Annotated in this window: 23 protein-coding genes, 2 tRNA genes and 1 other RNA gene; 14 read left to right on the forward strand and 12 right to left on the reverse strand. The window is 62.7% G+C overall.

What is annotated here, in order from left to right; translation table 11 throughout:
• On the reverse strand, window positions 1-777 hold the full coding sequence (locus tag ACX3P0_RS00570) for a DUF2182 domain-containing protein (RefSeq protein WP_459085891.1): 777 nt from the start codon (window positions 775-777) through the stop codon (window positions 1-3).
• A gap of 12 nt (window positions 778-789) precedes the next feature.
• Window positions 790-1422 carry a DUF1326 domain-containing protein gene (locus ACX3P0_RS00575; RefSeq protein ID WP_459079534.1) on the reverse strand — a complete coding sequence of 211 codons (633 nt, stop codon included), beginning with the start codon at window positions 1420-1422 and terminating at the stop codon, window positions 790-792.
• A 192-nt stretch (window positions 1423-1614) separates the two neighbouring features.
• Here ACX3P0_RS00575 and ACX3P0_RS00580 point away from each other — a divergent pair, with 192 nt between their 5' ends.
• Entirely contained in the window at window positions 1615-5535 is a 3921-nt protein-coding gene (locus ACX3P0_RS00580; RefSeq protein ID WP_459085892.1) for an AsmA family protein, read from the forward strand.
• 94 nt (window positions 5536-5629) lie between these two features.
• Here ACX3P0_RS00580 and ACX3P0_RS00585 read toward each other — a convergent pair whose 3' ends face one another.
• The 4 genes from ACX3P0_RS00585 to ACX3P0_RS00600 form a co-directional block, all read right to left on the reverse strand.
• A complete protein-coding gene (locus ACX3P0_RS00585) occupies window positions 5630-5872 on the reverse strand; it encodes a ribbon-helix-helix domain-containing protein (RefSeq protein ID WP_459079536.1) in 243 nt (80 codons plus the stop codon).
• Complete coding sequence (locus ACX3P0_RS00590) at window positions 5869-6060, reverse strand: DUF4169 family protein (protein ID WP_459085893.1); 192 nt, start codon at window positions 6058-6060, stop codon at window positions 5869-5871. The genes ACX3P0_RS00585 and ACX3P0_RS00590 overlap by 4 nt, the downstream gene beginning before the upstream one ends.
• A gap of 16 nt (window positions 6061-6076) precedes the next feature.
• Window positions 6077-6610: an SspB family protein gene (locus tag ACX3P0_RS00595; protein ID WP_459079538.1), complete on the reverse strand. Its 534-nt coding sequence runs from the start codon at window positions 6608-6610 to the stop codon at window positions 6077-6079.
• A gap of 118 nt (window positions 6611-6728) precedes the next feature.
• Window positions 6729-7409 (reverse strand): TetR/AcrR family transcriptional regulator C-terminal domain-containing protein, encoded by a 681-nt coding sequence (locus tag ACX3P0_RS00600; protein WP_459079539.1) that lies wholly within the window; start codon window positions 7407-7409, stop codon window positions 6729-6731.
• A 166-nt stretch (window positions 7410-7575) separates the two neighbouring features.
• Between ACX3P0_RS00600 and ACX3P0_RS00605 the strand changes: the two genes are divergently transcribed.
• Window positions 7576-8778, forward strand: coding sequence for a multidrug effflux MFS transporter (locus ACX3P0_RS00605; RefSeq protein WP_459085894.1), 1203 nt, complete (start codon window positions 7576-7578; stop codon window positions 8776-8778).
• Window positions 8779-8823: 45 nt separating this feature from the next.
• Here ACX3P0_RS00605 and ACX3P0_RS00610 read toward each other — a convergent pair whose 3' ends face one another.
• Together ACX3P0_RS00610 and ssrA are read right to left on the reverse strand one after the other, a co-directional pair.
• On the reverse strand, window positions 8824-9378 hold the full coding sequence (locus tag ACX3P0_RS00610) for an AAA family ATPase (RefSeq protein ID WP_459085895.1): 555 nt from the start codon (window positions 9376-9378) through the stop codon (window positions 8824-8826).
• Between the two features lie 127 nt (window positions 9379-9505).
• Window positions 9506-9865: a transfer-messenger RNA gene (gene ssrA / locus ACX3P0_RS00615) on the reverse strand.
• A gap of 163 nt (window positions 9866-10028) precedes the next feature.
• Between ssrA and ACX3P0_RS00620 the strand changes: the two genes are divergently transcribed.
• A complete protein-coding gene (locus tag ACX3P0_RS00620; RefSeq protein WP_459079542.1) occupies window positions 10029-10337 on the forward strand; it encodes a DUF2853 family protein in 309 nt (102 codons plus the stop codon).
• A gap of 253 nt (window positions 10338-10590) precedes the next feature.
• Complete coding sequence (locus ACX3P0_RS00625; RefSeq protein WP_459085896.1) at window positions 10591-11397, forward strand: thymidylate synthase; 807 nt, start codon at window positions 10591-10593, stop codon at window positions 11395-11397.
• Between the two features lie 51 nt (window positions 11398-11448).
• On the opposite strand, the gene ACX3P0_RS00630 is transcribed toward ACX3P0_RS00625, so the two are convergent.
• Window positions 11449-11658, reverse strand: a complete 210-nt coding sequence (locus tag ACX3P0_RS00630; RefSeq protein WP_459085897.1) for a TOBE domain-containing protein — start codon at window positions 11656-11658, stop codon at window positions 11449-11451.
• 173 nt (window positions 11659-11831) lie between these two features.
• Between ACX3P0_RS00630 and modA the strand changes: the two genes are divergently transcribed.
• From modA to ACX3P0_RS00650, 4 genes are all read left to right on the forward strand, one after another.
• Window positions 11832-12632 (forward strand): molybdate ABC transporter substrate-binding protein, encoded by an 801-nt coding sequence (modA, locus tag ACX3P0_RS00635; RefSeq protein WP_459085898.1) that lies wholly within the window; start codon window positions 11832-11834, stop codon window positions 12630-12632.
• Window positions 12633-12651: 19 nt separating this feature from the next.
• Complete coding sequence (modB, locus tag ACX3P0_RS00640) at window positions 12652-13356, forward strand: molybdate ABC transporter permease subunit (RefSeq protein WP_459085899.1); 705 nt, start codon at window positions 12652-12654, stop codon at window positions 13354-13356.
• Window positions 13353-14480: a molybdenum ABC transporter ATP-binding protein gene (gene modC / locus ACX3P0_RS00645; protein ID WP_459085900.1), complete on the forward strand. Its 1128-nt coding sequence runs from the start codon at window positions 13353-13355 to the stop codon at window positions 14478-14480. The genes modB and modC overlap by 4 nt, the downstream gene beginning before the upstream one ends.
• Window positions 14481-14562: 82 nt before the next feature.
• The gene (locus ACX3P0_RS00650; protein ID WP_459079548.1) at window positions 14563-14904 is read left to right on the forward strand and encodes a winged helix-turn-helix domain-containing protein; all 342 of its coding nucleotides are present in this window, start codon (window positions 14563-14565) and stop codon (window positions 14902-14904) included.
• A gap of 556 nt (window positions 14905-15460) precedes the next feature.
• On the opposite strand, the gene cobF is transcribed toward ACX3P0_RS00650, so the two are convergent.
• The gene (cobF, locus tag ACX3P0_RS00655; RefSeq protein WP_459079549.1) at window positions 15461-16234 is read right to left on the reverse strand and encodes a precorrin-6A synthase (deacetylating); all 774 of its coding nucleotides are present in this window, start codon (window positions 16232-16234) and stop codon (window positions 15461-15463) included.
• A gap of 155 nt (window positions 16235-16389) precedes the next feature.
• Here cobF and ACX3P0_RS00660 point away from each other — a divergent pair, with 155 nt between their 5' ends.
• The 4 genes from ACX3P0_RS00660 (at window position 16390) to ACX3P0_RS00675 (ending at window position 19343) form a co-directional block, all read left to right on the forward strand.
• Window positions 16390-16911 (forward strand): dihydrofolate reductase, encoded by a 522-nt coding sequence (locus tag ACX3P0_RS00660; RefSeq protein WP_459085901.1) that lies wholly within the window; start codon window positions 16390-16392, stop codon window positions 16909-16911.
• A 162-nt stretch (window positions 16912-17073) separates the two neighbouring features.
• On the forward strand, window positions 17074-18192 hold the full coding sequence (hflK, locus tag ACX3P0_RS00665) for an FtsH protease activity modulator HflK (RefSeq protein WP_459085902.1): 1119 nt from the start codon (window positions 17074-17076) through the stop codon (window positions 18190-18192).
• Window positions 18192-19148, forward strand: coding sequence for a protease modulator HflC (gene hflC, locus ACX3P0_RS00670; protein WP_459085903.1), 957 nt, complete (start codon window positions 18192-18194; stop codon window positions 19146-19148). Before hflK ends, hflC begins: the two co-directional genes overlap by 1 nt.
• A gap of 6 nt (window positions 19149-19154) precedes the next feature.
• Window positions 19155-19343, forward strand: a complete 189-nt coding sequence (locus tag ACX3P0_RS00675) for a DUF2065 domain-containing protein (protein ID WP_459085904.1) — start codon at window positions 19155-19157, stop codon at window positions 19341-19343.
• Window positions 19344-19436: 93 nt separating this feature from the next.
• On the opposite strand, the gene rlmB is transcribed toward ACX3P0_RS00675, so the two are convergent.
• Entirely contained in the window at window positions 19437-20297 is an 861-nt protein-coding gene (gene rlmB, locus ACX3P0_RS00680; protein WP_459085905.1) for a 23S rRNA (guanosine(2251)-2'-O)-methyltransferase RlmB, read from the reverse strand.
• Between the two features lie 192 nt (window positions 20298-20489).
• Here rlmB and ACX3P0_RS00685 point away from each other — a divergent pair.
• Window positions 20490-20574 (forward strand) — tRNA-Tyr (locus ACX3P0_RS00685).
• Between the two features lie 80 nt (window positions 20575-20654).
• Window positions 20655-20728, forward strand: a tRNA-Gly gene (locus ACX3P0_RS00690).
• A 120-nt stretch (window positions 20729-20848) separates the two neighbouring features.
• Here ACX3P0_RS00690 and ACX3P0_RS00695 read toward each other — a convergent pair.
• The gene (locus tag ACX3P0_RS00695) at window positions 20849-21706 is read right to left on the reverse strand and encodes a LysR family transcriptional regulator (RefSeq protein WP_459085906.1); all 858 of its coding nucleotides are present in this window, start codon (window positions 21704-21706) and stop codon (window positions 20849-20851) included.
• Window positions 21707-21713 lie beyond the last annotated feature (7 nt).

Genomic DNA, 21713 nt, shown 5'->3' on the forward strand with positions numbered 1-21713 from the left:
TCAGGCCGCCGAAGTGAGAGAAGTCAGCACCCACCCGCCCCAGCCGATAAGAAACAGGCCGGCGGCCTTGCCGATCCAGTGGCCGGCGGGGGCCAGCTTTTCGACCAGCACGAACAGGGCGATGCCGGCGATCCACGCGAAATTCATCACTCCTCCGACGAACAGCAGCAGCATCAACATCCAACAGCAGCCGAGGCAGAATGCGCCGTGGCGCAACCCCATCGACAGCGCGCCGCGATTGCCGGCGCGCCACTGCGTCATGACGAAATCCAGCGGCGAGCGGCAGCGGCGCAGGCATGCCTGTTTCAGCGGGGTCCACTGATAGAGCCCGGCGGCGACCAGGATAGCACCGCCAAGCACGGTACTGGTCGTCTGCATCAGCGGTGACAGCAAATTGGTCCTGTCGAGCGCATATTGAAGGCCTACGGCGCCGATGCTGAAGCCAAGCCAGACCACGAGATAGCCGAGCGCGAACAGGATGGTCAGGCCGATGGCGGGGCCGCTGCGCTTTTGCGCGATGGAATCGTAGAACAGCAGCATCGGGACGGCGCTCGGCAGCATCATCACCGCCATCATCGCCGACCACATGATGAGCATCAGGAGGAAGCGCCCGGCGGTCCAGTCCGGTGCGGCCATCGGCATCGCCATGCCGGCCATTTCCGGCATGGGCATTTCAACGCCTACCAGAAGATAAAGCCACGAGATCAGCATCACGCCGAGCAGAAGCGCCACGACGATTGCCCGGTCATGCCGGTGCAGGCTGGCGAGTAGACTCATGCTTGCGGGCCGTCAGGCCGCCACGCCTTGCGGCGTCTGCACGACATGGGCCAGCGAGCTATGCGTTGCCGTCGTCTGGAATTTGATAGCGCCAAGGCTGCGAATGTTGGAGGAGGCGACCTCCGCGCCCTTGTGCTCAAAGCCTTCGGGCATGACTACCTGGATACGGTGAGGCGCGCCGGTCACCGGGTTCTTGATTGGTTCGACGTCGGTTTCCAGCACACCGGGAACGACGAGGCGCGCCATGCGCCCCTTCTGGTCGAACTGGAATTCGAATGGCGCGACGATTGCGTCGTGATGAGTGGTGACGATGAGGCTGAAGATGTGGAAAAGCGTTCCTTCGTCGGAATGCTCGCCGGACAGGATCGCGCCCAATGCCTCGATCTGCTCAGGGCTTGCGCGCTGGTCGAGGATCGGCTGCGCCTGCCCATTGCCCTCGTGCAGAGCGCCGGGGAAATGAACGGTCACGGCAAAGCACAATCCGTCCAGCTTGGTCTCGTTATAGTGGCCTTTGGTGATATGCATCGCCACGAGGCCTTCGCAGTGGCCATTGGTCGGCCTTGCGTTGAAGTCGCAAGGGCAACCGAAAGCGCAATTACAGTTCTTGATCCACTCGCCTTCCAGTCTCCAGTTCTCGGATGCCATTTTCAGCCTCCCTGGGGGGTTCTCCGGGATAACCGCAAACAATACTCCTATTCCATCTGCCGGTGGAGTCAGCCAAACGAGGTAGCCCCAACGTGCTGGCGGCCAATTTGCCTCTTTATCGACATGGCGATGCGGGTAGAGTGCGCCAGAATCGAAATGCCGGAATTCAAATCGACAGATTGACTGGAGTTGATGCTCGCTCGCCTGTTCGTGATTGTCGGAGGTCTGTTCGTGCTGGCGCTTTGTGCGGCGCTGGTGGGGCCATATTTTGTCGACTGGACCAGCTACCGGGCCGATTTCGAGCGTGAGGCGAGCGCGATTCTTGGTCGCAAGGTTATCGTGCGGGGCGACGCGACCGCCAGGTTGCTGCCGTTTCCCTCGGTGACGTTCTCCGATGTGTCGGTTGCCGGCGGGCCGGATGGGCAGCCCGCTATGACGGTCGATACGTTTTCCATGGATGCCGAACTCGCGCCGTTCCTGCGCGGGGAGGTGCTGATCTTCGACATGCGGCTGGTGCGGCCGAGCGCCACCATCGACATTGCCGCCGATGGCACTGTCGACTGGGCGATGCGGCCATCGTCGCCGTTCGACCTGAACCAGATCTCGATCGAGAAGCTGACGGTTACGGACGGGCAGATCGCGTTGCGCCACGAAGCGGGCGGGCGCAGCCATTTGCTTTCGCAGGTCGACGCGACCATTTCGGCCAAATCGCTGGCCGGGCCGTGGCGTATGGACGGAACGCTCAAGCTGGACGGTTTGCGCGCCAGGCTAACGGCCTCGACCGGCAGGGTTGAGGCGGCAGGGCAGATGCGGCTGCGCCTCAAGCTCGACCCAGACGCCTATCCCCTGGTGATCGAGAGCGACGGCAATGTCGGCATGAACCACGGCGCCGTTGTCTATGCCGGGCAGTTCAGGATTGCAGGGGACGACCGCAACGAGGCGCAGTTGCGGGGTTCGAACGGCGAGGCGGTGAAGGTCCGCGCCGACAAGGCCGCGCAGAAGGCGGAGCCGGGCTATCGGCTGAACGGCAAATTCTCGCTCGACCACCAGAAGCTTGGCATCGATGAGTTCCGGTTTGAAACGGGTCCGCTGGACAATCCCTATTCCGCCGATGGAACCGCCTCCATCGACCTTGGCCTCAAGCCACGCTTTTCCGTCGAGGCGAGCGGCGCGCAGGTGCAGTTCGACGAGGCGGTTGGCGGTGAGGTCGGCACGGGGCTGACGCTGGCGCAGCGGATAGACGCGCTGGAGCGCACGCTGCTGGCTCTGCCGAAGCCGACCATTCCGGGCACCGTCGAGGTGAAACTGCCAGCCGTGGTTGCGGGCGACACCACCATTCGCGACGTGCATCTTTCGGCAGAACCGGCCCCATCCGGCTGGACCGTGAAATCGCTGTCGGCGACGCTGCCCGGCCGCACGACGCTGGAAGCCAGCGGGCTGCTTGGCCTCACCGACAAATTCGGCTTTACCGGTTCGCTGCTTTTGGCGGTGGCGCAGCCGTCGGGCTTCGCCGCCTGGTTGTCCAGGGATGTCGACGAGGCGATCCGGCGGCTACCGGCAGCCGGCTTCAAGGCGAATGTCGACGTGACCGATGAGCGCCAGACGTTCAGCGATCTGGAAATCGTCCTCGGCAAAGCCAGGTTTTCCGGCCGGATCGATTCGAACCGCCCGGTTGACGCCCGGCCTTCGGTGCGGATGAAGCTGGATGGCGGCGAACTCGACGTGGACGGTCTTGCTGCCTTCGCCTCGCTGTTCGTCAGCGACAAAGGTTCCAACCGCTTTTCCGACCGCGACCTCGATTTCCAGATCAAGGCCGGGCCGGTAACGGTTGGCGGATTGACCGCCGATACGCTCGACACGGCACTTCGCCTGCGCGACGGGCTGCTGGAGGTGGACAGGTTTGCGGTGGGCGGACTGGAGGGTGCCTCGATCAGCGCCACCGGCCGCATCAAGGATTTTCCCGCAAACCCGACCGGCAACCTTGACGCTTCCGTGGTCGCCGTCGATTTGCGGCCGCTGGTCGATGCCGCGGTGCAGCGCTATCCCGGCAATGCGTGGCTCAAAGGGCTGGCCGACCGGATTGCCGCCTATCCCGAGCTTTTGCAGGATGCGCGGATCGATCTGGTGGCGAGTGCGGCGCATAACGGCAACGGCACGACCGGCGTGGCGCTGAGCGCGCAAGGAAAGGCCGGTGGGACCGGGTTTTCAGCCTCCCTGTCGGGGCAGGGCACGCTGGAGAATATCCCCACAGCTCCGCTGGCCTTGACGTTCAGTGCCAGGAATAGCGACGCCACGGCGCTTCTGGCGCTCTACGGCCTGCCGGTGCTGCCGTTGGGCATGGTCGGCGAGGCGAGCACGGACATTTCGGCCAAGGGCTCGCTGGCCGGCGGCATGGCAACCATTTTCAGCCTGTCCGGGCTGGATTTCAAGGCCGGGTTCGACGGCACCATTGCCGACACGCAACAGGGGGCGGCAATCAAGGGCAAGGTCGACCTCGATGCTGCCGATGCGGAACCGTGGCTGATGACGACCGGCATGGGCCTGCCCGGCATGGGAACGGGCATGGCGGCGAATTTCACCGCCGATGCGGATTATGCCAGCGGGCTGCTGGTGTTGAGCGGGCTTTCCGGCGCGGTCAACGAGGCCGCGGTTTCCGGCGACGTCAATGTGGACGTGAAGGACGGGCTGCCGCATCTTGCCGGCTCCCTGGCGCTCGACGAACTCGATCTCGACCCGATGGCCGCGACGCTGTTCGGCGATGAGGCATTCGTCGGTGCGGACGGAAACTGGCCGTCGGCCCCCTTCAGCGAGAAGTCGGTGACCCCTTTCAGCGCCGATCTCGATCTCACGACCGCCACGCTATCAGTCGGGCCTTTTGCCACCGCCTATGACGCGTCGCTGGCGCTGAAGGTGGACCGGGGCGGAATTCGCGTCTCGGGCCTGAACGCCAAGCTGTATGGCGGGGCGCTGTCGGGCGCATTCGACCTCAAGAATAATGACGGGACCGGACTGCTTTCGGGCCAGTTGAAACTTGCCGATGCGGATCTTGCGTTAGCGTTGGCAGGCAACGCCTTGAGCGGCCGGGCCGACTTTTCGACGGAGTTTTCGGCCGGGGGCAAATCGGTCGACGGGATGATTGCGGCGCTGTCCGGTTCCGGCTCGGCCTCGCTGAAAGGATTGACGGTTGCGGGCGTCAATCCGGACGCGTTTGCGCCGCTGATCGCCAGGGCGGATGCGGTTGGCCGCGACATCGATGCGGCCAAGACGGCGCAGTTCGCACCGCAGATCGCAGCCGACGGAGTATTCGCGGCGCAGGATACGCAGGCCGCCTTCACCATCGCCAACGGCGTGCTTCGCGCTCCCCCCGTCAATCTCGAAAACCCGGCTGCGACGCTTTCGGTCGATCTTTCCGCAGACCTTGGCGCTGCGACGATTTCGGGCAGGGGAAGCGTGACCTACAAGCCCGGCGACGAGGCGCTGGTGGGTTCGGAGCCGGCGATGAATTTCACGCTCGAAGGCCCGCTCGGCGCGGCGCAGCGCGTGTTCGACAGCGAGCCGCTTGGGCAGTTCCTGACCCAGCGTGCGCTGGAAAAGGAACAGCGGCGGGTCGAGGCGATGCAGGCGGAGCTTCTGGAAAAGCAGCGGCTGCGGCGGGAGGTTCGCTACTATGCCTCGCTACAGGTGGCGCGCGACAAGGCGGCCGAGGAGCGCAGGTTGCTGGAGGAACTGCGGGTGAAGGCCGAAACCGAGGCGCGCGCCAAGGCCGCCGCCGACTATCAAGCGAAGATCGAGGCTGAAGCCAAGGCGAAACTGGCGGCTGAAGCCAAGGCGAAGGCCGACGAGGAAGCGCGCCTTGCCGTTGAGGCAAAGGCCAAGGCTGACGAAGAGCGGCGCAAGGCGGATCAGGCCGCGAAAGCTGCGGCACAGGATCAGGCCGCGAAAGCCGCCGCGCAGGCACTGGCGGCCCGCAAGGCCGCAGAAGCGGAAGCCCAGATCGAGCGCGCGCCACTTCCGCCGGCCAACGACAATTGGTCAGCCGATCAGCCTGCGCCGAAAGCCAAGCCGGAGCCGTTTTCCATCGAAAACCTGCTGAAATCGCTGAGCGGCGGTTGATTTTGTGCTTCGAAAAGTGAATCAAAATGGCGCTCTAACATTTTGATAAAGCTTCAGAATAGCCCGAGAGCCGATGCCGCCTTCCGGTCCGGTTCTAAGGCCTATGGACCTGATTGACCGAAGCTGCCTGCTTGGCCCAGGCCAGTACATAAAGCCGGAGCGCTGACGAAAGGTTGGCCCCGTCCGGGCGTGTTTCGTCGATGGCGGCCACAAGCGCGGCCAATGTCATGCTCCGGAAAGCGGCAATCGCGACGAGATCGTCATAGAACGGTTTTTCGAGCGAATAGCTGGTGCGGTGGCCGCGAATGGTCACCGACCGCTTCAGAACGAGGCTCATTGTTCGTCCGTATCGCGCGAGAGGCGGTGGCCGTCGATGAATTTTTCGGCCTGTTCGGCGGCCTTGCGGTCGCTATCGCGCTGAGCCCTGGAGCGGCCATGCAGGGCGCGGTTCTGTTCGGCCTGGCGCTCCTTGTCCGTGCGCACCTTGTGCTTGCGCGCCATGCGGAGATTGACGATCTCAGCCATCGGCGCGGCAGCCTGCTTACTTCTTGCGGAAAGCGTCGAGCGAAACCACATCGGCGCCCTTGGCCGGGGGCGCGTCCTTTTCGGCTTTCTTGTCGGTCTTCTTCTTCGCTTCCTTGGCCTCGGCCTTCTTTTCCGAGACGATGGCGATGGCTGGCGCGCCGGCGTCGAGTTCTTCCGCTGCGGGCTGCTCGTCGGTCTTTACGTCGAACTCAAGCTCGAAATTGACCGACGGATCGTAAAAACCGCGAACGGCCGAGAAGGGGATTTCCAGCTTCTCCGGCACGTCCGAGAAGGAGAGGCCGATTTCAAAACCGGTGTCCGACACTTTCAGATCCCAATACTGGAACTGGACGACAATGGTCATCTGCTCGGGATAGCGTTCGCGCAGGCGGCTGGAAACGCGCACGCCGGGCGCGCCGGTCAGGAAGGTGATGAAAAAGTGGTGGTTGCCGGGAAGGCCGGTGCGTGCGACTTCGGCCAGAACCTTGCGCATGACACCGCGCAATGCCTCCTGGGCCAGTATGTCGTAGCGGATGTGGTCGTCGGCCATGTGGCGGTGCGGTCCCTTGAATCGTCTTGCTAGCTGTAATCAAGCTTGCGGGCGACGTAAACCGGATATAGCTCGCCCTGCCGTCTCGGGGAGGGGCTTGGAACGATTTATTGTTCGATCAGGCGTCTGCCAGGGCCGGTTGGCCGGCTACGCGATGTGTTTTGCCGAAGGCGCGCAGAAAAGTGCGCACCGCGTTGGTGGCCGCAATGAGCACCTGGCTGTCGGTCGGCGTGAGACCGAGCATCATGCTCATATGCAGGTCGGCATTGATGAGGGCAAGAAACTGGCGTGCGGCGACGTCGGGGTCGTCGATGTCGAGGTGTCCCGCATGCGCAAGGCGGGCAAAGCGGGCCGCAAGCGCCGACGCGGTCTTGCCCGGCCCTTCCTCGCGCCATGGGGCGAAAAGCTCGGGGTAGCGGTCGCTTTCCGCCTGGATCAGCTTGCGCAGGAATTTTCCCTCGCGGTTGCAGATGCAGTTGCGGTTGAGCCGCGTGGCAAAGGCAATCAGTTCTGCCTCGATATCGTCGGGCTGGTCGGGGAAGGTCGAAAGCGTGGCGAACACACCGGCATTGGAGCGTTCGGTCAGATCGCGAACCACGGCGACGAACAGCTTTTCCTTGTCGCGGTGATGGTTATAGACGGTCTGCCGCGATACGCCGGCTTCGGTCGCGATCAGGTCGATATTGGCCCCGGCATAGCCCTCGCGGCAGAACACGTTGCCGGCGGCCTCGATGATCGAGATGCGCTTGGCCTCGTGGCCGCGTGGCGGGAGCATGTCAGCAGCGTTTTGCGGTCTCATGGAAAACTATATACGCCCGATTGACAATTTGGACAAGTATGTCTAGTTTTTTGGATAGAAAAAATGGAATTTCGAGTCCCTCGCGCTGTCGAGACGGCGAGGATCGAAACGTCCTTGGGTTGACCGTGGCATGGCTGCGGAAACCAGATCTGAAAGAACCATCGTCATGACACCGAAATTCCTCCGCATCGCGGTCGTGCTCGGCCTTTTGTCGGCTATTGGCCCGTTTGCCATCGACATGTATCTGCCGGCGCTGCCTTCCATCGGTGCCGATCTGCAGGCCAGCAGCGCTGCCGTGCAGATGAGCCTGCTGATCTTCTTCCTGTCCATGGGCCTCGGCCAGATCGTGGTCGGGCCGATCTCGGACATGGTCGGGCGCAAGACACCGCTTTATGCCGGCCTGGTGCTGTTCATTGCGGGCAGCATCGGCGCCGCGCTCGCGCCCTCGATCGGATGGCTGGTCGCCTTTCGCTTTGTGCAGGGTCTGGGTGCATGCGCCGGCATGGCCGTTCCGCGCGCCGTGGTGCGCGACCTGCACACCGGCCCCGAAGCCGCAAAGCTGATGTCGCTCTTGATGCTGGTGTTTTCCATTTCGCCGATCTTGGCGCCGCTTACCGGCAGCTTCATTATCGAAGCCTTCGGCTGGCGGGGCGTATTCTGGGCAGTGACGATCGCGGCAATTATCGCGACGGTGCTGCTGGCGACGTCGCTGGCGGAGACGCGTCCGGCAGAGGCCCGTGTCGGCAGTTCGTTCAGGACTGCGCTGTCGGCCTATCGCTTCCTGCTTGGCGACCGTAATTTCCTCGGCCTGACCGCCATCGGCGGCTTCGCCATCTCCAGTTTCTTCGTCTATCTCGCGAGTTCGTCGTTCATCCTGATCGATCACTACGGCCTGACGCCGCAAATTTATAGCGTGTTCTTCTCGATCAACGCGGTGTCGTTCTTCGCCATGTCGCAACTGACGGGAATGCTGTCGGAGCGGTTCGGCCTGCGCCGTGTCGTGCGCGTCGCCGTTACCGGCTTCGCCACGACCATGGTGGTGCTGTTTGCGGTCATGGCCGGAGTGGACAGCCTGGCGGTGCTGGCGGCGCTGCTGTTCGTCGGCTACGGCTTTGTCGGCCTCGTCATCCCGACTACCTCGGTGCTGGCGATGGACGATCACGGCGAGATCGCCGGCACAGCCTCGGCGCTGATGGGCACGCTGCAATTTGCCATCGGCGCGGTCGCCATGGCGGTCAGCGGCCTGTTCTTCGACGGGACGCCGGTGCCAATGGTTGCCGGCATCGCGCTGTGCGCGGTCATTTCGTTCGGGCTGGCGCAGGCTACGCTGGGGCGCGTGCGCGATGCGGCGGAAGTGCCGGCCGAATAAGCGGAGGTGGGGTCGAGGCTGTGGGGTACCGCGGCCTCGGACTGTTCAACGGGCAAGCCCGAGCGTTTCGAGTAGGAATCGGACCCGTTCCGGGATCGAGACGGGGGGCAATTCGATGAGCGTGTAGCCGAGCGCCGTATAGGTGCGGGCCATAATTTCGTATGTCCGCACGGCAATTAGCCAGCTTTGTTGTCGCTCTTCGTCGGGGCCGAATATCTCCTTCCAGGTTGGCGCGATGAAAACACGTTTGTTGTAGCGCAGCCGCCATACCTGCTCTTCCATCCACGACGGGACGTCCAGCCCTTCGAGATGTAGATAGCCGATCGTGTCCGGCGGCCCGCGATCGAAAAACACAGTGCCTGTTTCCCTCTCCGCTTGACGATAGGAACCGAGTTCCCACCCGAACATGCGTTCGGCGAACCGTTCCGGGTCGAGCCATGGCAAGGCCCGCCCGTCGCCTTGCGGTTCCTCGCGAATGACGCCGCGCCCGGCCTCTTGCGTCGTGGCAAAGCCTTTTTCGCGCAGGGCCTCGATCAGCGTCGTCTTGCCGGAGCCGGGGCCGCCGGTGAGGACGAAGAAGCGATCCGAATCGGCTGGCATCGTTGAAGTTCCCGGGCTGAAGTTCCTGGATTTGACCGAGCGTAAGGGGTGCCGCGCGGGCAGGCGAAGCCGACGCGTGTCGGCTGCGTGCAAGCGCTGCATTCTGGTAGGGAAAAAAGGGGAGAGAAGTGGAGGTTTCTGTTGCCAGGTACCTCCGAACCCCGCCTAGAAGTGCGAACCGCTAGGACTTAATTTGAAGCTATCGCACAGCTTACGCTGCGAGACGTGCTTCCGCATAGTTGTCATTTGCAACTACAGGTTTAGCCCGATAACGGTGGTACCATGCCGGGCAAAAGTACGATCTTTACACCTTCGTCGATCCTATTTCGCCCCCAGCAAGAACCGCTCCCAAGGAGCAAGCGGCTTTTGGTGGAGGCGCCGGGTACCGCCCCCGGGTCCGAACGGCTTATTACATCGCCCATTTATCACCATAGTCGGTCAAGCCGACAGGACGAATATAGGGGGCAATCGTGGAAAATGAAAGGCCGCCGGCGCGCTTAATCCGATCCCCAAAATTGCGCCGAGGCTTGACTCGGAGATTGCGTCAAATCAAGCTTTGCAATGGTGAGGCGAATCTTTCAGCGCAAGGGTTGCGATGGCGCGCCGCAGGCCTCATCGTTTGTGCCATGGCGCCGACGAGGGAAACTTTTATGGCTGACTATCTTGCAGACGTGAAGAAATACGACGCGGGCGCCGATGCCGCCGTGGTCGACAAGATCGTGAAGCATCTGGGCATCGCGCTTCGCAATCGCGATTCCTCGATGGTCGCCGCCAGCGACCAGAAGGAACTCGACCGCGTGCGCGACAGCTGGGGCATCAAGAAGCTCGGCGTCGAAGCTTCCGCAGCCGAAGCCGCAATCGCCAAGGCAGCCAAGGCGATGGCCGGCGACAATTCGAAAGGCCGCGTGACCTTCTACTATCTGGTCGCCAAGGAACTGGGCAAGCTCGGCTCGCTCTGAGCGGTGGGAAAACCGTGAGGCCGGGCTGCAAACCGGCGATCGGCTGCGCTCCGGTGCTCACGTACTTTATGTACGCTCCGCTCCGGTGCTCGCCGAGCGCTGTTTTCGCCTCGGCCTGACGGTTTTCAAAAAGCCTCTGGGCGCGAAAGCTTGCATCGCCCACAATTTTAGGCGGCGTTCGCCGGCACCGGCGTGGTTCGGGTGCGGCTTGTCCTATATGAATGGCTGAACTTTCCGAATCGAATCGAAGCCGATGCGCCAATATCTCGACCTCTTGCAGCATGTGCTTGACAACGGCACTGATCGTGGCGACCGTACCGGCACAGGCACGCGCTCGGTGTTCGGCTACCAGATGCGATTCGACCTGCGTCAGGGCTTTCCCGTCACCACGACCAAGAAACTGCATCTGAAGTCGATCATCCACGAATTGCTGTGGTTTCTGGCCGGCGACACCAACATCAAATATCTCAACGATCACGGCGTCAGCATCTGGGACGAATGGGCCGACGAGAATGGCGATCTTGGTCCGGTCTATGGCAAGCAATGGCGCTCATGGCCAACCATTGGGCCCGACGCCCGTGGCGGCACCATCGACCAAATCGCGAATCTTCTGAACGAGATAGAGAAGAATCCTAATTCGCGCCGGCTGATCGTTTCGGCCTGGAATCCGGCCGAAGTCGAGGCGATGGCGCTGCCGCCATGCCATTGCCTGTTCCAGTTCTACGTTTCGCAGGGGCGGCTGTCGTGCCAGCTCTACCAGCGCTCGGCCGACATTTTCCTCGGGGTGCCCTTCAACGTCGCGTCTTATGCGCTGCTGACGATGATGGTGGCGCAGGTGACGGGCTACGAGCCCGGCGATTTCATCCATACGCTGGGCGACGCGCATCTCTACGCCAATCATTTCGAGCAAGCGCGCGAGCAGCTTTCGCGCACGCCAAAGTCGTTGCCGACGCTGTGGATGAACCCGGATGTGAAGGACCTTTTTGCCTTCCGCTTCGAGGATTTCCGGCTGGAAAATTACGTCGCTGACGCCAGCATCAAAGCCCCCATCGCGGTTTAGGGTCTACCCATTCCGATTGCATCGGAATGGGCTCTAAAATGCGTGTTTGCCTTAGTCGATCCCCACCATCACGTCCGACGCCTTGATGACCGCGTAAGCCTGCTTGCCGGCCTCGAGCTTGAGTTCGGACACAGCCTCGTTGGTGATCGAGGCGGTGACCGCCGCGCCACCGCCAATGTCGATCTGGACATGCGAGGTGGTCGCGCCCTTGATGATCTCGATGATCTTTCCTTTGAGCGTGTTGCGCGCGCTGATCTTCATGCTGTGTCTCCCTGGGTGGATTCCGCTTCGCTATGTTCAGAGGGGTTCATCGTATGACGCCTTTATGTCCATAGACAACGCTTTCGTACGAAAAGGACTTTCCTTGTTATATTCATCTGGATATATCGATTGGTGAATTCGGGATCGACAATCGAGAATGCAGGGAGAATTCGATGCCGGCGAGCAAGAGTTTCGGATTGAAGGTTTTGGCAGCTGTAGGCGGGCTGGCCACGGTCATGTTGATGACGGCGCCCGCCGCGCAGGCTGACGACAAGCTGGTGGTATTCGCGGCCTCCAGCATGAAGGGCGCGCTTGACAAGGTGAACGAGGCCTGCGCCGCCGATGTCGGCGAGACGGCGACGATTTCCTACGCGGCAAGTTCGGCGCTGGCCAAGCAGATCGAAAGCGGCGCGCCGGCCGACGTGTTCATTTCGGCCGATCTCGACTGGATGAAATATCTTTCCGACAAGAAGCTGACCAAGGCGGACACCGAAGTGAAGCTGCTCGGCAACGAGATCGTGCTGGTTGCGCCGAAGGATTCCACTGCCGAAGCCAAGATCGACAAGAATTTTGATTTGTCCGGCCTGCTCGCCGGCGGCAAGCTTGCCATGGGCGACGTCAAGGCGGTGCCGGTCGGCAAATACGGCAAGGCAGCACTCGAAAAGCTGGGCATATGGGGCTCGGTCGAGGGCAGCGTGGCGCAGGCCGAAAACGTGCGCGCGGCGCTGAAGCTCGTCGCGACCGGCGAAGCGCCGCTGGGCATCGTCTACCAGACCGATGCGGCGGTGGAGCCGGACGTGAAGATCGTCGGCACCTTCCCGGAGGATTCGCATCCGCCGATCGTCTATCCGATCGCGCAGACGGTGGACTCCACGGACAAGGATGCGCCGGCGTTCCTGAAGTGCCTGCAGTCTGCTAAGGCTGGCGAACTCTTCAAGGCGCAGGGCTTTACGGTTCTGACGCCGACCAACTGATCGGGCGACTGCGCGACGCATGAACTGGCTCACGGACCTTACGCCCGACGAATGGAACGCGGTCCGGCTGTCGATCAAGGTGTCGGTGGTGGCGATGGTCTTCAGCCTGCCGCCGGGCATCGCCATCGCCTTCGTGCTTGCCCGCAAGAATTTTTGGGGCAAGACGCTGGTTAACGGGCTGGTGCATCTGCCGCTGATCCTCCCGCCGGTGGTAACGGGTTATCTGCTGCTGCTGGCGTTCGGCCGGCGTGGGCCGGCCGGCGCGTTCCTGGCCGAGCATTTTGGCATTGTCTTTTCATTCCGCTGGACGGGGGCAGCACTTGCCTGCGGGGTGATGGGCTTTCCGCTGATGGTGCGGGCGATCCGCCTGTCCATCGAGGCGGTCGACGGCAAGCTTGAGGCGGCGGCCGGCACGCTTGGCGCGCATCCGCTGTGGGTGTTCACGACGATCACGCTGCCGCTGATCCTGCCCGGCATGATCGCAGGCGCGATCCTGTCCTTCGCCAAGGCGATGGGCGAGTTCGGCGCGACCATCACCTTCGTTTCCAACATTCCGGGCGAAACGCAGACGCTGCCCTCGGCCATCTACACCTTTACGCAGATGCCGGGCGGCGACGAGGGCGCGCTGCGGCTGACGATCATCAGCATCATCATTTCCATGGGCGCGCTGGTCGTGTCTGAGGCGCTGGCGCGGCGCGTCGGCCGGCGGATGGACATAGAATGACGGTTCTGGTCGATATCGAGCACCGGCTTGGGGACCATCGGCTGGGCGAATTCGGGCTGGATGCGCGCTTTGCCAGTTCGGGGCGGCTGACGGCGCTGTTCGGGCCGTCGGGATCGGGAAAATCGTCGCTGATCAGCGTGATCGCCGGGCTGACGCGACCGCGCAGGGGCCGGGTCGAGGTCGAAGGCCGCGTCCTGGTGGATACGAAGGCCGGCATCTTCGTGCCAAAACACAAGCGGCGCATCGGCATGGTTTTCCAGGATGCGCTGCTGTTCCCGCATATGAGCGTGGCGCATAATCTGCGTTTCGGGCGCTGGTTCACGCCGCCGGCGGAACGCTACGCCGACTTCGATTCGGTGGTGAACCTGCTTGGCATAGACACGCTTCTGGAACGGCGGCCCGGAAAATTGTCCGGCGGCGAAAAGCAGCGCGTGGCGATCGGCCGGGCGCTGCTGGCCAGCCCGAAACTGCTGTTGATGGACGAGCCGCTGGCCTCGCTGGACGATGCGCGCAAGGCCGAAATCCTGCCCTATATCGAGCGGCTGCGCGACGAGACCAAAATCCCCATCGTCTATGTCAGCCATTCGGTTGCCGAGGTGGCGCGGTTGGCCAGCGATGTGGTGGTGCTGGCAAACGGCAAGGTTGTTGCCTCCGGCCCGACCGGCGAAATCATGCAGCGGCTGGACCTGCTGCCGGCGGAAGAGCGCGGCGAAGGCGGCGCGGTGCTCGAAACGACGGTGCTGCGCCACGACGAAGTTTTCGGCATGACGGTGCTGGCCTCCAGGGCCGGCGAGATTCGCGTGTCGCATCTTGAACTTCCGGTCGGTGCAGCGGTGCGGCTGCGCATCCGCGCCCGCGATGTGATGATCGCGACCGTGGAGCCGAAGGGGTTGAGCGCGCTCAACGTGCTGGCGGGCAAGATTGCGGCGATCGAAGCGGGCGAGGGGGCTGCGGTCGAGGTGCGGATCGATTGCAACGGCGTCGTCGTGATGGCGCGCATCACGCGGCAGTCGCGGCAGGTGCTGGAACTGGAGGTCGGCCTCGCCGTTTTCGCGGTGGTCAAGACGGTGAGTTTCGACACGGCAAACACCGCCATCGGCCCACGTGTCGAGGTGGACGGCTGACAGGGTCGTCATTTGGCGCTATGTCGTTTTGGAATAGCGCTGCTATGTGTTGCTGGCCGTGATTGCGGAAAGTGGAAAAAAGATGCCGTCGCTGAGCTTGCGGATAAATCTCGACCCGGACGGCCGCATCGGGCCGGGCAAGATCGAACTGCTGGAGCAGATCGCCGCCTTCGGCTCGATCTCGGCCGCCGCGCGCGGCATGGAAATGTCCTACAAGCACGCCTGGGATCTGGTCGAGGACATGAACCGCGTGTTCGGCAAGCCGCTGGTGGCGGCGCAGACCGGTGGCCGCAAGGGCGGTGGCGCGCAACTGACGGCGGTCGGCCTCGCCGTAGTCAGCCGCTTCCGCGCTATCGAACGCGCGGCAACTGCGGCGGCAGCGGCGCATATGGACGCGCTGCAAGCGGAGATCGACGCGGGGTGAGGGAGTGCGTCCTTCGAGGCTCGCTGCGCTCGCACCTCAGGATGAGGACGGTTGGTGCTGCCGTTACGTTCCTTGTTATGGGGTTGCGGTGGGCGTGTGAGACTTATGGGGGTGCGAGGTGTCCGTATGGGGCGATTTCAACCCGCCCGTCTTTGCTTTGCTTTCGCATTCCTTTCTAACAATGGGAACGTTGAGCGCCGACATCCCTCATCCTGAGGTGCGAGCGTAGCGAGCCTCGAAGGACGCACAGTTCCGCCTTCCGCAACAGATGTATCCACGTCGCGCGGCAAATTTCCAACGGATTTGCTGTTTTTAGTCCGAGCCATGGATTCCCGACACTCTCCAGTCGCTTCGCTCCTTCACGAGGCCGGGAATGACGGATGGGTGGAGGGGCGCCAAATCTTCGACGCTGGTGATTTTGCGCTGAAGCCAAGAGAAATCCGTCATTCCCGACCTCGTGAGCGAGGAACGAGCGGAGAGTGTCGGGAATCCATGGCTCGAGGGTGACGAAACCGCGAGGGTGACGAAAGCCGGGCGGTCTGGAGCAAGGCAGCCGCTACTCCTCCGGCTCGCCGGCCTTTCGCAGCAGATACGTATCCATGATCCAGCCCTTTTTCCGGCGGGCGGCTTCGCGGGTTTTCACGATTTCCTCGCCGACATCGCCAACGTGGCCATGCACCAAAATCTCGTCCGGCGTGCCGAGATAGGCGCCCCAGTAGATAAAAAGATCCTTGTCGGTCAGCGTCTGGAACGCGCATTTGCCGTCGAGCATGACGACGACGCTGCCGGCATTTTGCGGCATGCCTTCCTCGGTCAAGCGGCGGCCGGTGGTGACGAGGATCGGATCGCCGATGCGGTTCAGCGCTATTTTGTGGCTGGCGGCGAGCGACTGGATGGCGGTGATGCCGGGCACTACTTCCAATTCGAAGGCGACATTGCCGCGCAGGCGGACACGCTCCAGAATGCGCAGCGCGCTGTCGTAGAGCGAGGGATCGCCCCATATCAGGAAAGCGCCGCAGCCGTTTTCTGGAAGTTCGTCGCGGATCAGGTTTTCATAGATGCCGGCGATGGCATCGTGCCAGTCGTCGACCGTCGCCCGGTAGGACGTCGATGGTTCGTCGCGCACCGGAACGTCGAACTCGACGCGGCGCGAATTCGGATTGGTGACGAAGCGGTCGCAGATATCGCGGCGCAGGCCGGCAAGGTCGTTCTTCTTCGCGCCCTTGTCGGGAATGAACAGCACATCGGCGCGGTTCAGGCCGTTGATTGCCTGGATCGTCATGTGTTCGGGATTGCCGGCCCCGATGCCGATGACGAGAAGCGTGCGCATGGCCGGTTTCCTGCCTGACCCGACAGGCGGTGTCCAGAGCGCTGTTGAACACAAGCGCCGGCAGGGCCAAGAGCCTTGAACGCCGCCTTGAAACCAGTACGGTCGCGCCGGGCATGTGCCCAGGATGATCAGCGCGCGAAAAGAGGCGGCAAGAGATGGATATCGCGATCTATGTCGCCATCGCCGAAAACGGCGTGATCGGGCGTGACGGCGGGCTGCCTTGGCGGCTTTCCAGCGACCTGAAGCGCTTCAAGGCCGATACGATGGGCAAACCCATCGTCATGGGTCGCAAGACGTGGGAGAGCTTTCCCAAAAAGCCGCTGCCGGGGCGGCAGAACATCGTCATCACCCGCGACAGTTCCTATTCAGCTGAAGGTGCCGCTATCGTGCATTCGCTGGCGGAGGCGTTGACGCTGGCCAAACGCCGTGAGGACGAAATGGCCGGTGCGGAAGAAATCTGCGTTATCGGCGGCAGCGAAATTTTTGCGCTGACGCTGCCTTTGGCGGATCGGCTGCACGTCACCCATGTTCTGGCTTCGATCGATGGTGATGTGTATTTTCCGCCCATCGACCCGGTCAATTGGCGATTGGTGAGCGAGCGGGAGATTCCGGCCGGCGAAAAAGACAGCTTTGCCACGCGCTATGCCGTTTACGAGCGCCGGCAAGCGGGAAACTGACGCAAAGACAAAGGGTCGCGGCCTGTCCCGAGGGTTATCTTGCATCAAAAGCCGAATGCGGGCAGGCAATGCGTTGAAAGCACGCAATGGCGTGCCTATAGAGGGATGACAAGGATTTGCGCCGGCCCCGGCGCATGAGGGAATCCCAACGAGAGGACATTCATGCCCTGGAACGACAAGAGCGGTGGCGGCGGCCCATGGGGCAGCGGCAATAATGGCGGGCCATGGGGGCAGGGACCAAAGGGACCGACTGGCCCGCAAGGGTCGCCTCCTGACCTGGAAGATATCATCCGGCGCGGGCAGGATCGGCTCAAGGGCATGATACCCGGCGGCGGTGGCGGCTTCAGCCCCGCGATGTTCGGGCTGGTCGCCCTCATCCTGGTGGCGCTGTGGGGTTTCAAGGCGATCTATACCGTGCAACCGGACGAAGTTGCCGTTGAATTGCGCTTTGGCGTGCCGAAGGCCGAACTCTCCCAGCCCGGCCTGCACTTCCATTGGTGGCCGATGGACAGGGTCGAAACCGCCAAGATTTCCGAGCAATTGGTCAATATCGGCGGCGGCACCGGCACCGGCAGCAGCGCCGGCAATTCCGGCCTGATGCTTTCCGGCGACCAGAACATCGTCAACGTGCAGTTCTCGGTGGCCTATCAGGTTTCCGATCCGAAGAAGTATCTGTTCGACGTTTCCGATCCTGACGGCATGCTGCGCCAGGTAGCCGAGAGCGCGATGCGCGAAGTGGTCGGCAGGCGTCCGGCACAGGACATTTTCCGCGACGACCGCGAAGGGATCGCGACCGGCGTGCGCGAGATCATCCAGAGGACGCTGGACGGCTACAAGGCCGGCCTGGACATCAATGCCGTGTCCATCGAGGACGCAGCGCCGCCGCGCGAAGTGGCGGATGCTTTCGACGAGGTTCAGCGCGCCGAGCAGGACGAGGACAAGTTCGTCGAGCAGGCCAACCAGTACTCCAACAAGCAGCTGGGTGCCGCGCGCGGCCAGGCAGCGCAAGTGCGCGAAGAAGCCGCCGCCTACAAGAACCGTGTCATGCAGGAAGCCGACGGCGAGGCCCAGCGCTTCATTTCCGTCTATGACGAATATGCCAAGGCCCCCGAAGTCACCCGCCAGCGTCTTTACTATGAGACCATGGAGAAGGTGCTGAAGGATTCCAGCAAGGTGCTTCTGGAGCAGAGCGGCGGGCAGGGGGTCGTTCCCTATCTGCCGTTACCCGCGCTTCAACCTGGCAAAACTCCGGCGCCTGCCGTCACGGAAGGAGCCCAGTAATGGCCAATCGTCTTCCCATCATCGCCGTTATCGGCGCGGTCATTCTGTTCCTGCTCTATTCGTCGATCTTCGTGGTCAATCAGCGCCAGCAGGCCATCGTCATGCGCTTCGGCGAGATCGTCCAGGTGGAATCGAAGCCCGGCATCTATTTCAAGGCGCCGTTCCCCTTCTTTGACGCCGACAATGTGCAACTGATCGAGAACCGCGTGCTGCGCTTCGATCTGGACAACATTCGCGTTCAGGTTTCAGGCGGCAAGTTCTATGAGGTCGATGCGTTCATCGCCTACCGGATTTCGGACCCTCGCATTTTCCGCTCCGCCGTTTCGGGTAGCGTCGAACTGGCCGAACAGCGGCTGCGCACGCGCCTCGACGCGGCCCTGCGCCGCGTCTATGGTTTGCGCGACTTCGAGGCGGCGCTTTCGGAAGAGCGCGCCATCATGATGCGCGAAGTGGAAGACCAATTGCGACCGGATGCCGCTTCGCTTGGCCTCGAGATCGTGGACGTGCGCATCCGCCGTACCGACCTGACGCAGGAAGTTTCGCAGCAGACCTACGACCGCATGAAGGCGGAACGTCTGGCCGAGGCCGAACGGCTTCGCGCGCGCGGTAACGAAGCGGCGCAGCGCATCCGCGCCCGCACGGACCGTGAGGTGGTGGAGATTGTCGCCGAAGCCCAGAAGGAATCGGAAATCCTTCGCGGTGAAGGCGATGCGCAGCGAAGCGCGACGTTCGCGTCGGCTTATCTGCGCGATCCGGAGTTCTTCAACTTCTATCGCTCGATGAACGCCTACAAGGAGGCGCTTGACGGCACCGGCACCTCGATGGTGCTGTCGCCCAATTCCGAGTTCTTCCGCTATTTCCGCGATCCGGACGGCAAGGCGGGTGCGCTCGGCGCGGCAGCGCCTCAGGCTGCTCCGGCGTCGCCGCCGGCAGCACCGTCCAGCACCGTCCAGTAAGGCGCGGTGCAGGATTTCTTGGCCGCCATCGGTCTGGTGCTCGTCGTCGAGGGCCTGATCTATGGCGGCTTTCCCGGCCTGGCCAAGAGGCTTGCCGGCGAAGTGCTTTCCATGCCGGAAAATGTGCTCCGGCTGGCCGGCCTTGCGGCGATCGCCATCGGTGTCGGGGTCGTGTGGATGGTGCGCGGCGGGTAAAGCCTTCGCCGCGCTCACAGGCCCGCCTTGCCGGATAGAATCAGCCGGCCTGCCTAAGTGCCTGTTTCAGAATCGGTTCTTGCCGATGCCCGCTCAGTCCGTCTTGCGGTTCAGGAACGCATTTGCCGCATAAAGGCTGACGGCGGCGGCGTTCGAGACGTTAAGCGAACGAATCGGGCCGGGCATGTCGAGCCGGGCAAGCGTCGTCACCGTCTCGCGCGTCTTTTGGCGCAGGCCCTTGCCTTCCGCGCCCAGAACGAGCGCGATCTTTTCGCCCGACAGGCTGGTTTCCAGTTCCGCCGGCCCTTCCGAATCGAGGCCGACGGTGCGGAAGCCGGCCTCGTGCAGCTGGTCGAGCGCTTCGGCCAAGTTCTTCACCTCGATCTGGTCGATATGCTCGAGCGCGCCGGATGCCGACTTTGCCAGTACGCCGGATTCGTGCGGGCTGTGGCGCGCTGTGGTAATCAGCGCGCCGGCGCCAAAGGCGACAGCGGAGCGCAGGATCGCGCCGACATTATGCGGATCGGTCACCTGGTCGAGCACCAGCACCAGCCTTGTCTCGCCAAGCGCGTCGAGACGCTTGGGCTTCAGCGGTTGGGCCTCGATCAGCACGCCCTGATGGACGGCGTCCGAACCGGTCAGCCTGTCGATATCACGCGGCTCGACCAGTTCCGTCTTGAAGGGCAGGGCGGCGAGGTCGGCGATTTCCAGCCGCTCCTGCGCGTTGCGTGTCACCAGCATCCGCCTTATGCGACGGCGCGGGTTGTCGAGGGCCGCGCGCACCGTATGCAGGCCGTAGAGCCGGACCAGCCCATCGGGTGCGATTTCGCCCGGCGGCACCGGCTGGCGCTGCCGGAAGGCGGGCGTGCCACCAGCCTTTTCGTCGCGATAGGCGCGGCGCAGATTGGCGTAATGGGTGTCCTTGGGGGTGCCGGATCGGCTGTCGTTGCTCATGGCTGTCTCTATAGCGGCGTCCGCGCCGGATGGATACGGCCATCGGGTCAGGCTCATCCAAGAAAATCGCTTGCGTTGCCCGGTTGTGGCGGTTGACAGTCTTGGTGCGTCCCGCCATAAGGCGCTGCGCGGAGCGGCTGCCTGCAGTCGCGTCGGGCTGACGCCTCGCAGCAAGGCTCCGGTAGACAGTACGGAGGAGTGCCCGAGTGGTTAAAGGGGACGGACTGTAAATCCGTTAGCTCAGCTTACGTTGGTTCGAATCCAACCTCCTCCACCACTGTCGCACCAGGGCCTGCGCATGGCCCGAAAGGCGGTTTCGCCTTTCGGTATTGGGCCATGCGCCGACCGAGCCGGATCGCGGGTATAGCTCAGTGGTAGAGCAGCAGCCTTCCAAGCTGAATATGCGGGTTCGATTCCCGCTACCCGCTCCAGCCCCACTCAAAAAAGCGCGCTTTTTACAGAAACATTTGATCTCTACCGACGTTTTGTGCCGCGAGCGTGTTCGTCATGCCGGTTCCTGCTTGATGATAGCGATCCACCCTGTGGGCGGTTCAGAGTGACGGCAGGACATGGCGAATGTGATCGGCGAACGCCTTTACTGTGGGCGATTGCCGGGGTTCGGAAAAGGCAATCACGACGCCAAGACGCGGCAATTGGGGGAGGGGCGTGCTGAGAATAAAGAGATCGGCTGGGACGGCCTCCTTGGTCATCACGCTTACCGCCAGGCCGGACCGGGCAAGCGCGATCAGGCCGGCAAGACTGTTGCTCGCATAGGCAATCTTGTATCTCATCCTGGCGCGGGCCATGGCATCGCAGGCGGCCTTGTGATCCATGGCGTTCGATGCCGGCAGGGCCAGCGGCACGATGTTTCCGAAATCGTGAAGCTCAAGCGTCGGCTTGCTGCCCACCCATACGAGCGGCTCCGTTCGTACGATCTCTTCCGGGTCGTTCAGGTCCATCGTGGAAACAAGCGCAATGTCGACCTGGCGCGAGCGCAAAAGTGTTCGCAATTCAACTGTCGGTGCTGAAACGACCTTGATTTCCACTGCGGGAAACTGGGTCCCAAAACCTTTCAAAAGCGTCGAGAAGAAGCCCATCAGATATTCTTCCGGACTGCCGAAAATGATGGAGCCGTGCAGGCCCTTGTCCGAGAACGCCGAAATGGCTTCGTCATGCGCTTTCAGGATGCGATCGGCATAGGCCAGGAAACGGGCTCCGTTTCCGGTAAGCCGGACGCCGCTGCCGCTCCGATGTAGCAGGCTTTGGCCGAGGGTTTCCTCCAACCGCTGGATCTGCATGGTCACCGCGGATTGGGTTCGTCCAACCCGCGCTGCGGTCGCGCTGAGAGATCCCGACTGTGCAGCATGGACGAATGTCACGAGCAGGCGAAGGTCAAGCGGAGTTCGCATATCAATT

The sequence above is a fragment of the Mesorhizobium sp. A556 genome (genome assembly GCF_054489545.1).

Excerpts from the sequence above, each read along its gene's own strand:
- ACX3P0_RS00570 (WP_459085891.1), bottom strand. The coding sequence starts at position 777 with ATGAGTCTACTCGCCAGCCTGCACCGGCATGACCGGGCAATCGTCGTG.
- ACX3P0_RS00575 (WP_459079534.1), bottom strand. The coding sequence starts at position 1,422 with ATGGCATCCGAGAACTGGAGACTGGAAGGCGAGTGGATCAAGAACTGT.
- ACX3P0_RS00580 (WP_459085892.1), top strand. The coding sequence starts at position 1,615 with ATGCTCGCTCGCCTGTTCGTGATTGTCGGAGGTCTGTTCGTGCTGGCG.
- ACX3P0_RS00585 (WP_459079536.1), bottom strand. The coding sequence starts at position 5,872 with ATGAGCCTCGTTCTGAAGCGGTCGGTGACCATTCGCGGCCACCGCACC.
- ACX3P0_RS00590 (WP_459085893.1), bottom strand. The coding sequence starts at position 6,060 with ATGGCTGAGATCGTCAATCTCCGCATGGCGCGCAAGCACAAGGTGCGC.
- ACX3P0_RS00595 (WP_459079538.1), bottom strand. The coding sequence starts at position 6,610 with ATGGCCGACGACCACATCCGCTACGACATACTGGCCCAGGAGGCATTG.
- ACX3P0_RS00600 (WP_459079539.1), bottom strand. The coding sequence starts at position 7,409 with ATGAGACCGCAAAACGCTGCTGACATGCTCCCGCCACGCGGCCACGAG.
- ACX3P0_RS00605 (WP_459085894.1), top strand. The coding sequence starts at position 7,576 with ATGACACCGAAATTCCTCCGCATCGCGGTCGTGCTCGGCCTTTTGTCG.
- ACX3P0_RS00610 (WP_459085895.1), bottom strand. The coding sequence starts at position 9,378 with ATGCCAGCCGATTCGGATCGCTTCTTCGTCCTCACCGGCGGCCCCGGC.
- ACX3P0_RS00620 (WP_459079542.1), top strand. The coding sequence starts at position 10,029 with ATGGCTGACTATCTTGCAGACGTGAAGAAATACGACGCGGGCGCCGAT.
- ACX3P0_RS00625 (WP_459085896.1), top strand. The coding sequence starts at position 10,591 with ATGCGCCAATATCTCGACCTCTTGCAGCATGTGCTTGACAACGGCACT.
- ACX3P0_RS00630 (WP_459085897.1), bottom strand. The coding sequence starts at position 11,658 with ATGAAGATCAGCGCGCGCAACACGCTCAAAGGAAAGATCATCGAGATC.
- modA (WP_459085898.1), top strand. The coding sequence starts at position 11,832 with ATGCCGGCGAGCAAGAGTTTCGGATTGAAGGTTTTGGCAGCTGTAGGC.
- modB (WP_459085899.1), top strand. The coding sequence starts at position 12,652 with ATGAACTGGCTCACGGACCTTACGCCCGACGAATGGAACGCGGTCCGG.
- modC (WP_459085900.1), top strand. The coding sequence starts at position 13,353 with ATGACGGTTCTGGTCGATATCGAGCACCGGCTTGGGGACCATCGGCTG.
- ACX3P0_RS00650 (WP_459079548.1), top strand. The coding sequence starts at position 14,563 with ATGCCGTCGCTGAGCTTGCGGATAAATCTCGACCCGGACGGCCGCATC.
- cobF (WP_459079549.1), bottom strand. The coding sequence starts at position 16,234 with ATGCGCACGCTTCTCGTCATCGGCATCGGGGCCGGCAATCCCGAACAC.
- ACX3P0_RS00660 (WP_459085901.1), top strand. The coding sequence starts at position 16,390 with ATGGATATCGCGATCTATGTCGCCATCGCCGAAAACGGCGTGATCGGG.
- hflK (WP_459085902.1), top strand. The coding sequence starts at position 17,074 with ATGCCCTGGAACGACAAGAGCGGTGGCGGCGGCCCATGGGGCAGCGGC.
- hflC (WP_459085903.1), top strand. The coding sequence starts at position 18,192 with ATGGCCAATCGTCTTCCCATCATCGCCGTTATCGGCGCGGTCATTCTG.
- rlmB (WP_459085905.1), bottom strand. The coding sequence starts at position 20,297 with ATGAGCAACGACAGCCGATCCGGCACCCCCAAGGACACCCATTACGCC.
- ACX3P0_RS00695 (WP_459085906.1), bottom strand. The coding sequence starts at position 21,706 with ATGCGAACTCCGCTTGACCTTCGCCTGCTCGTGACATTCGTCCATGCT.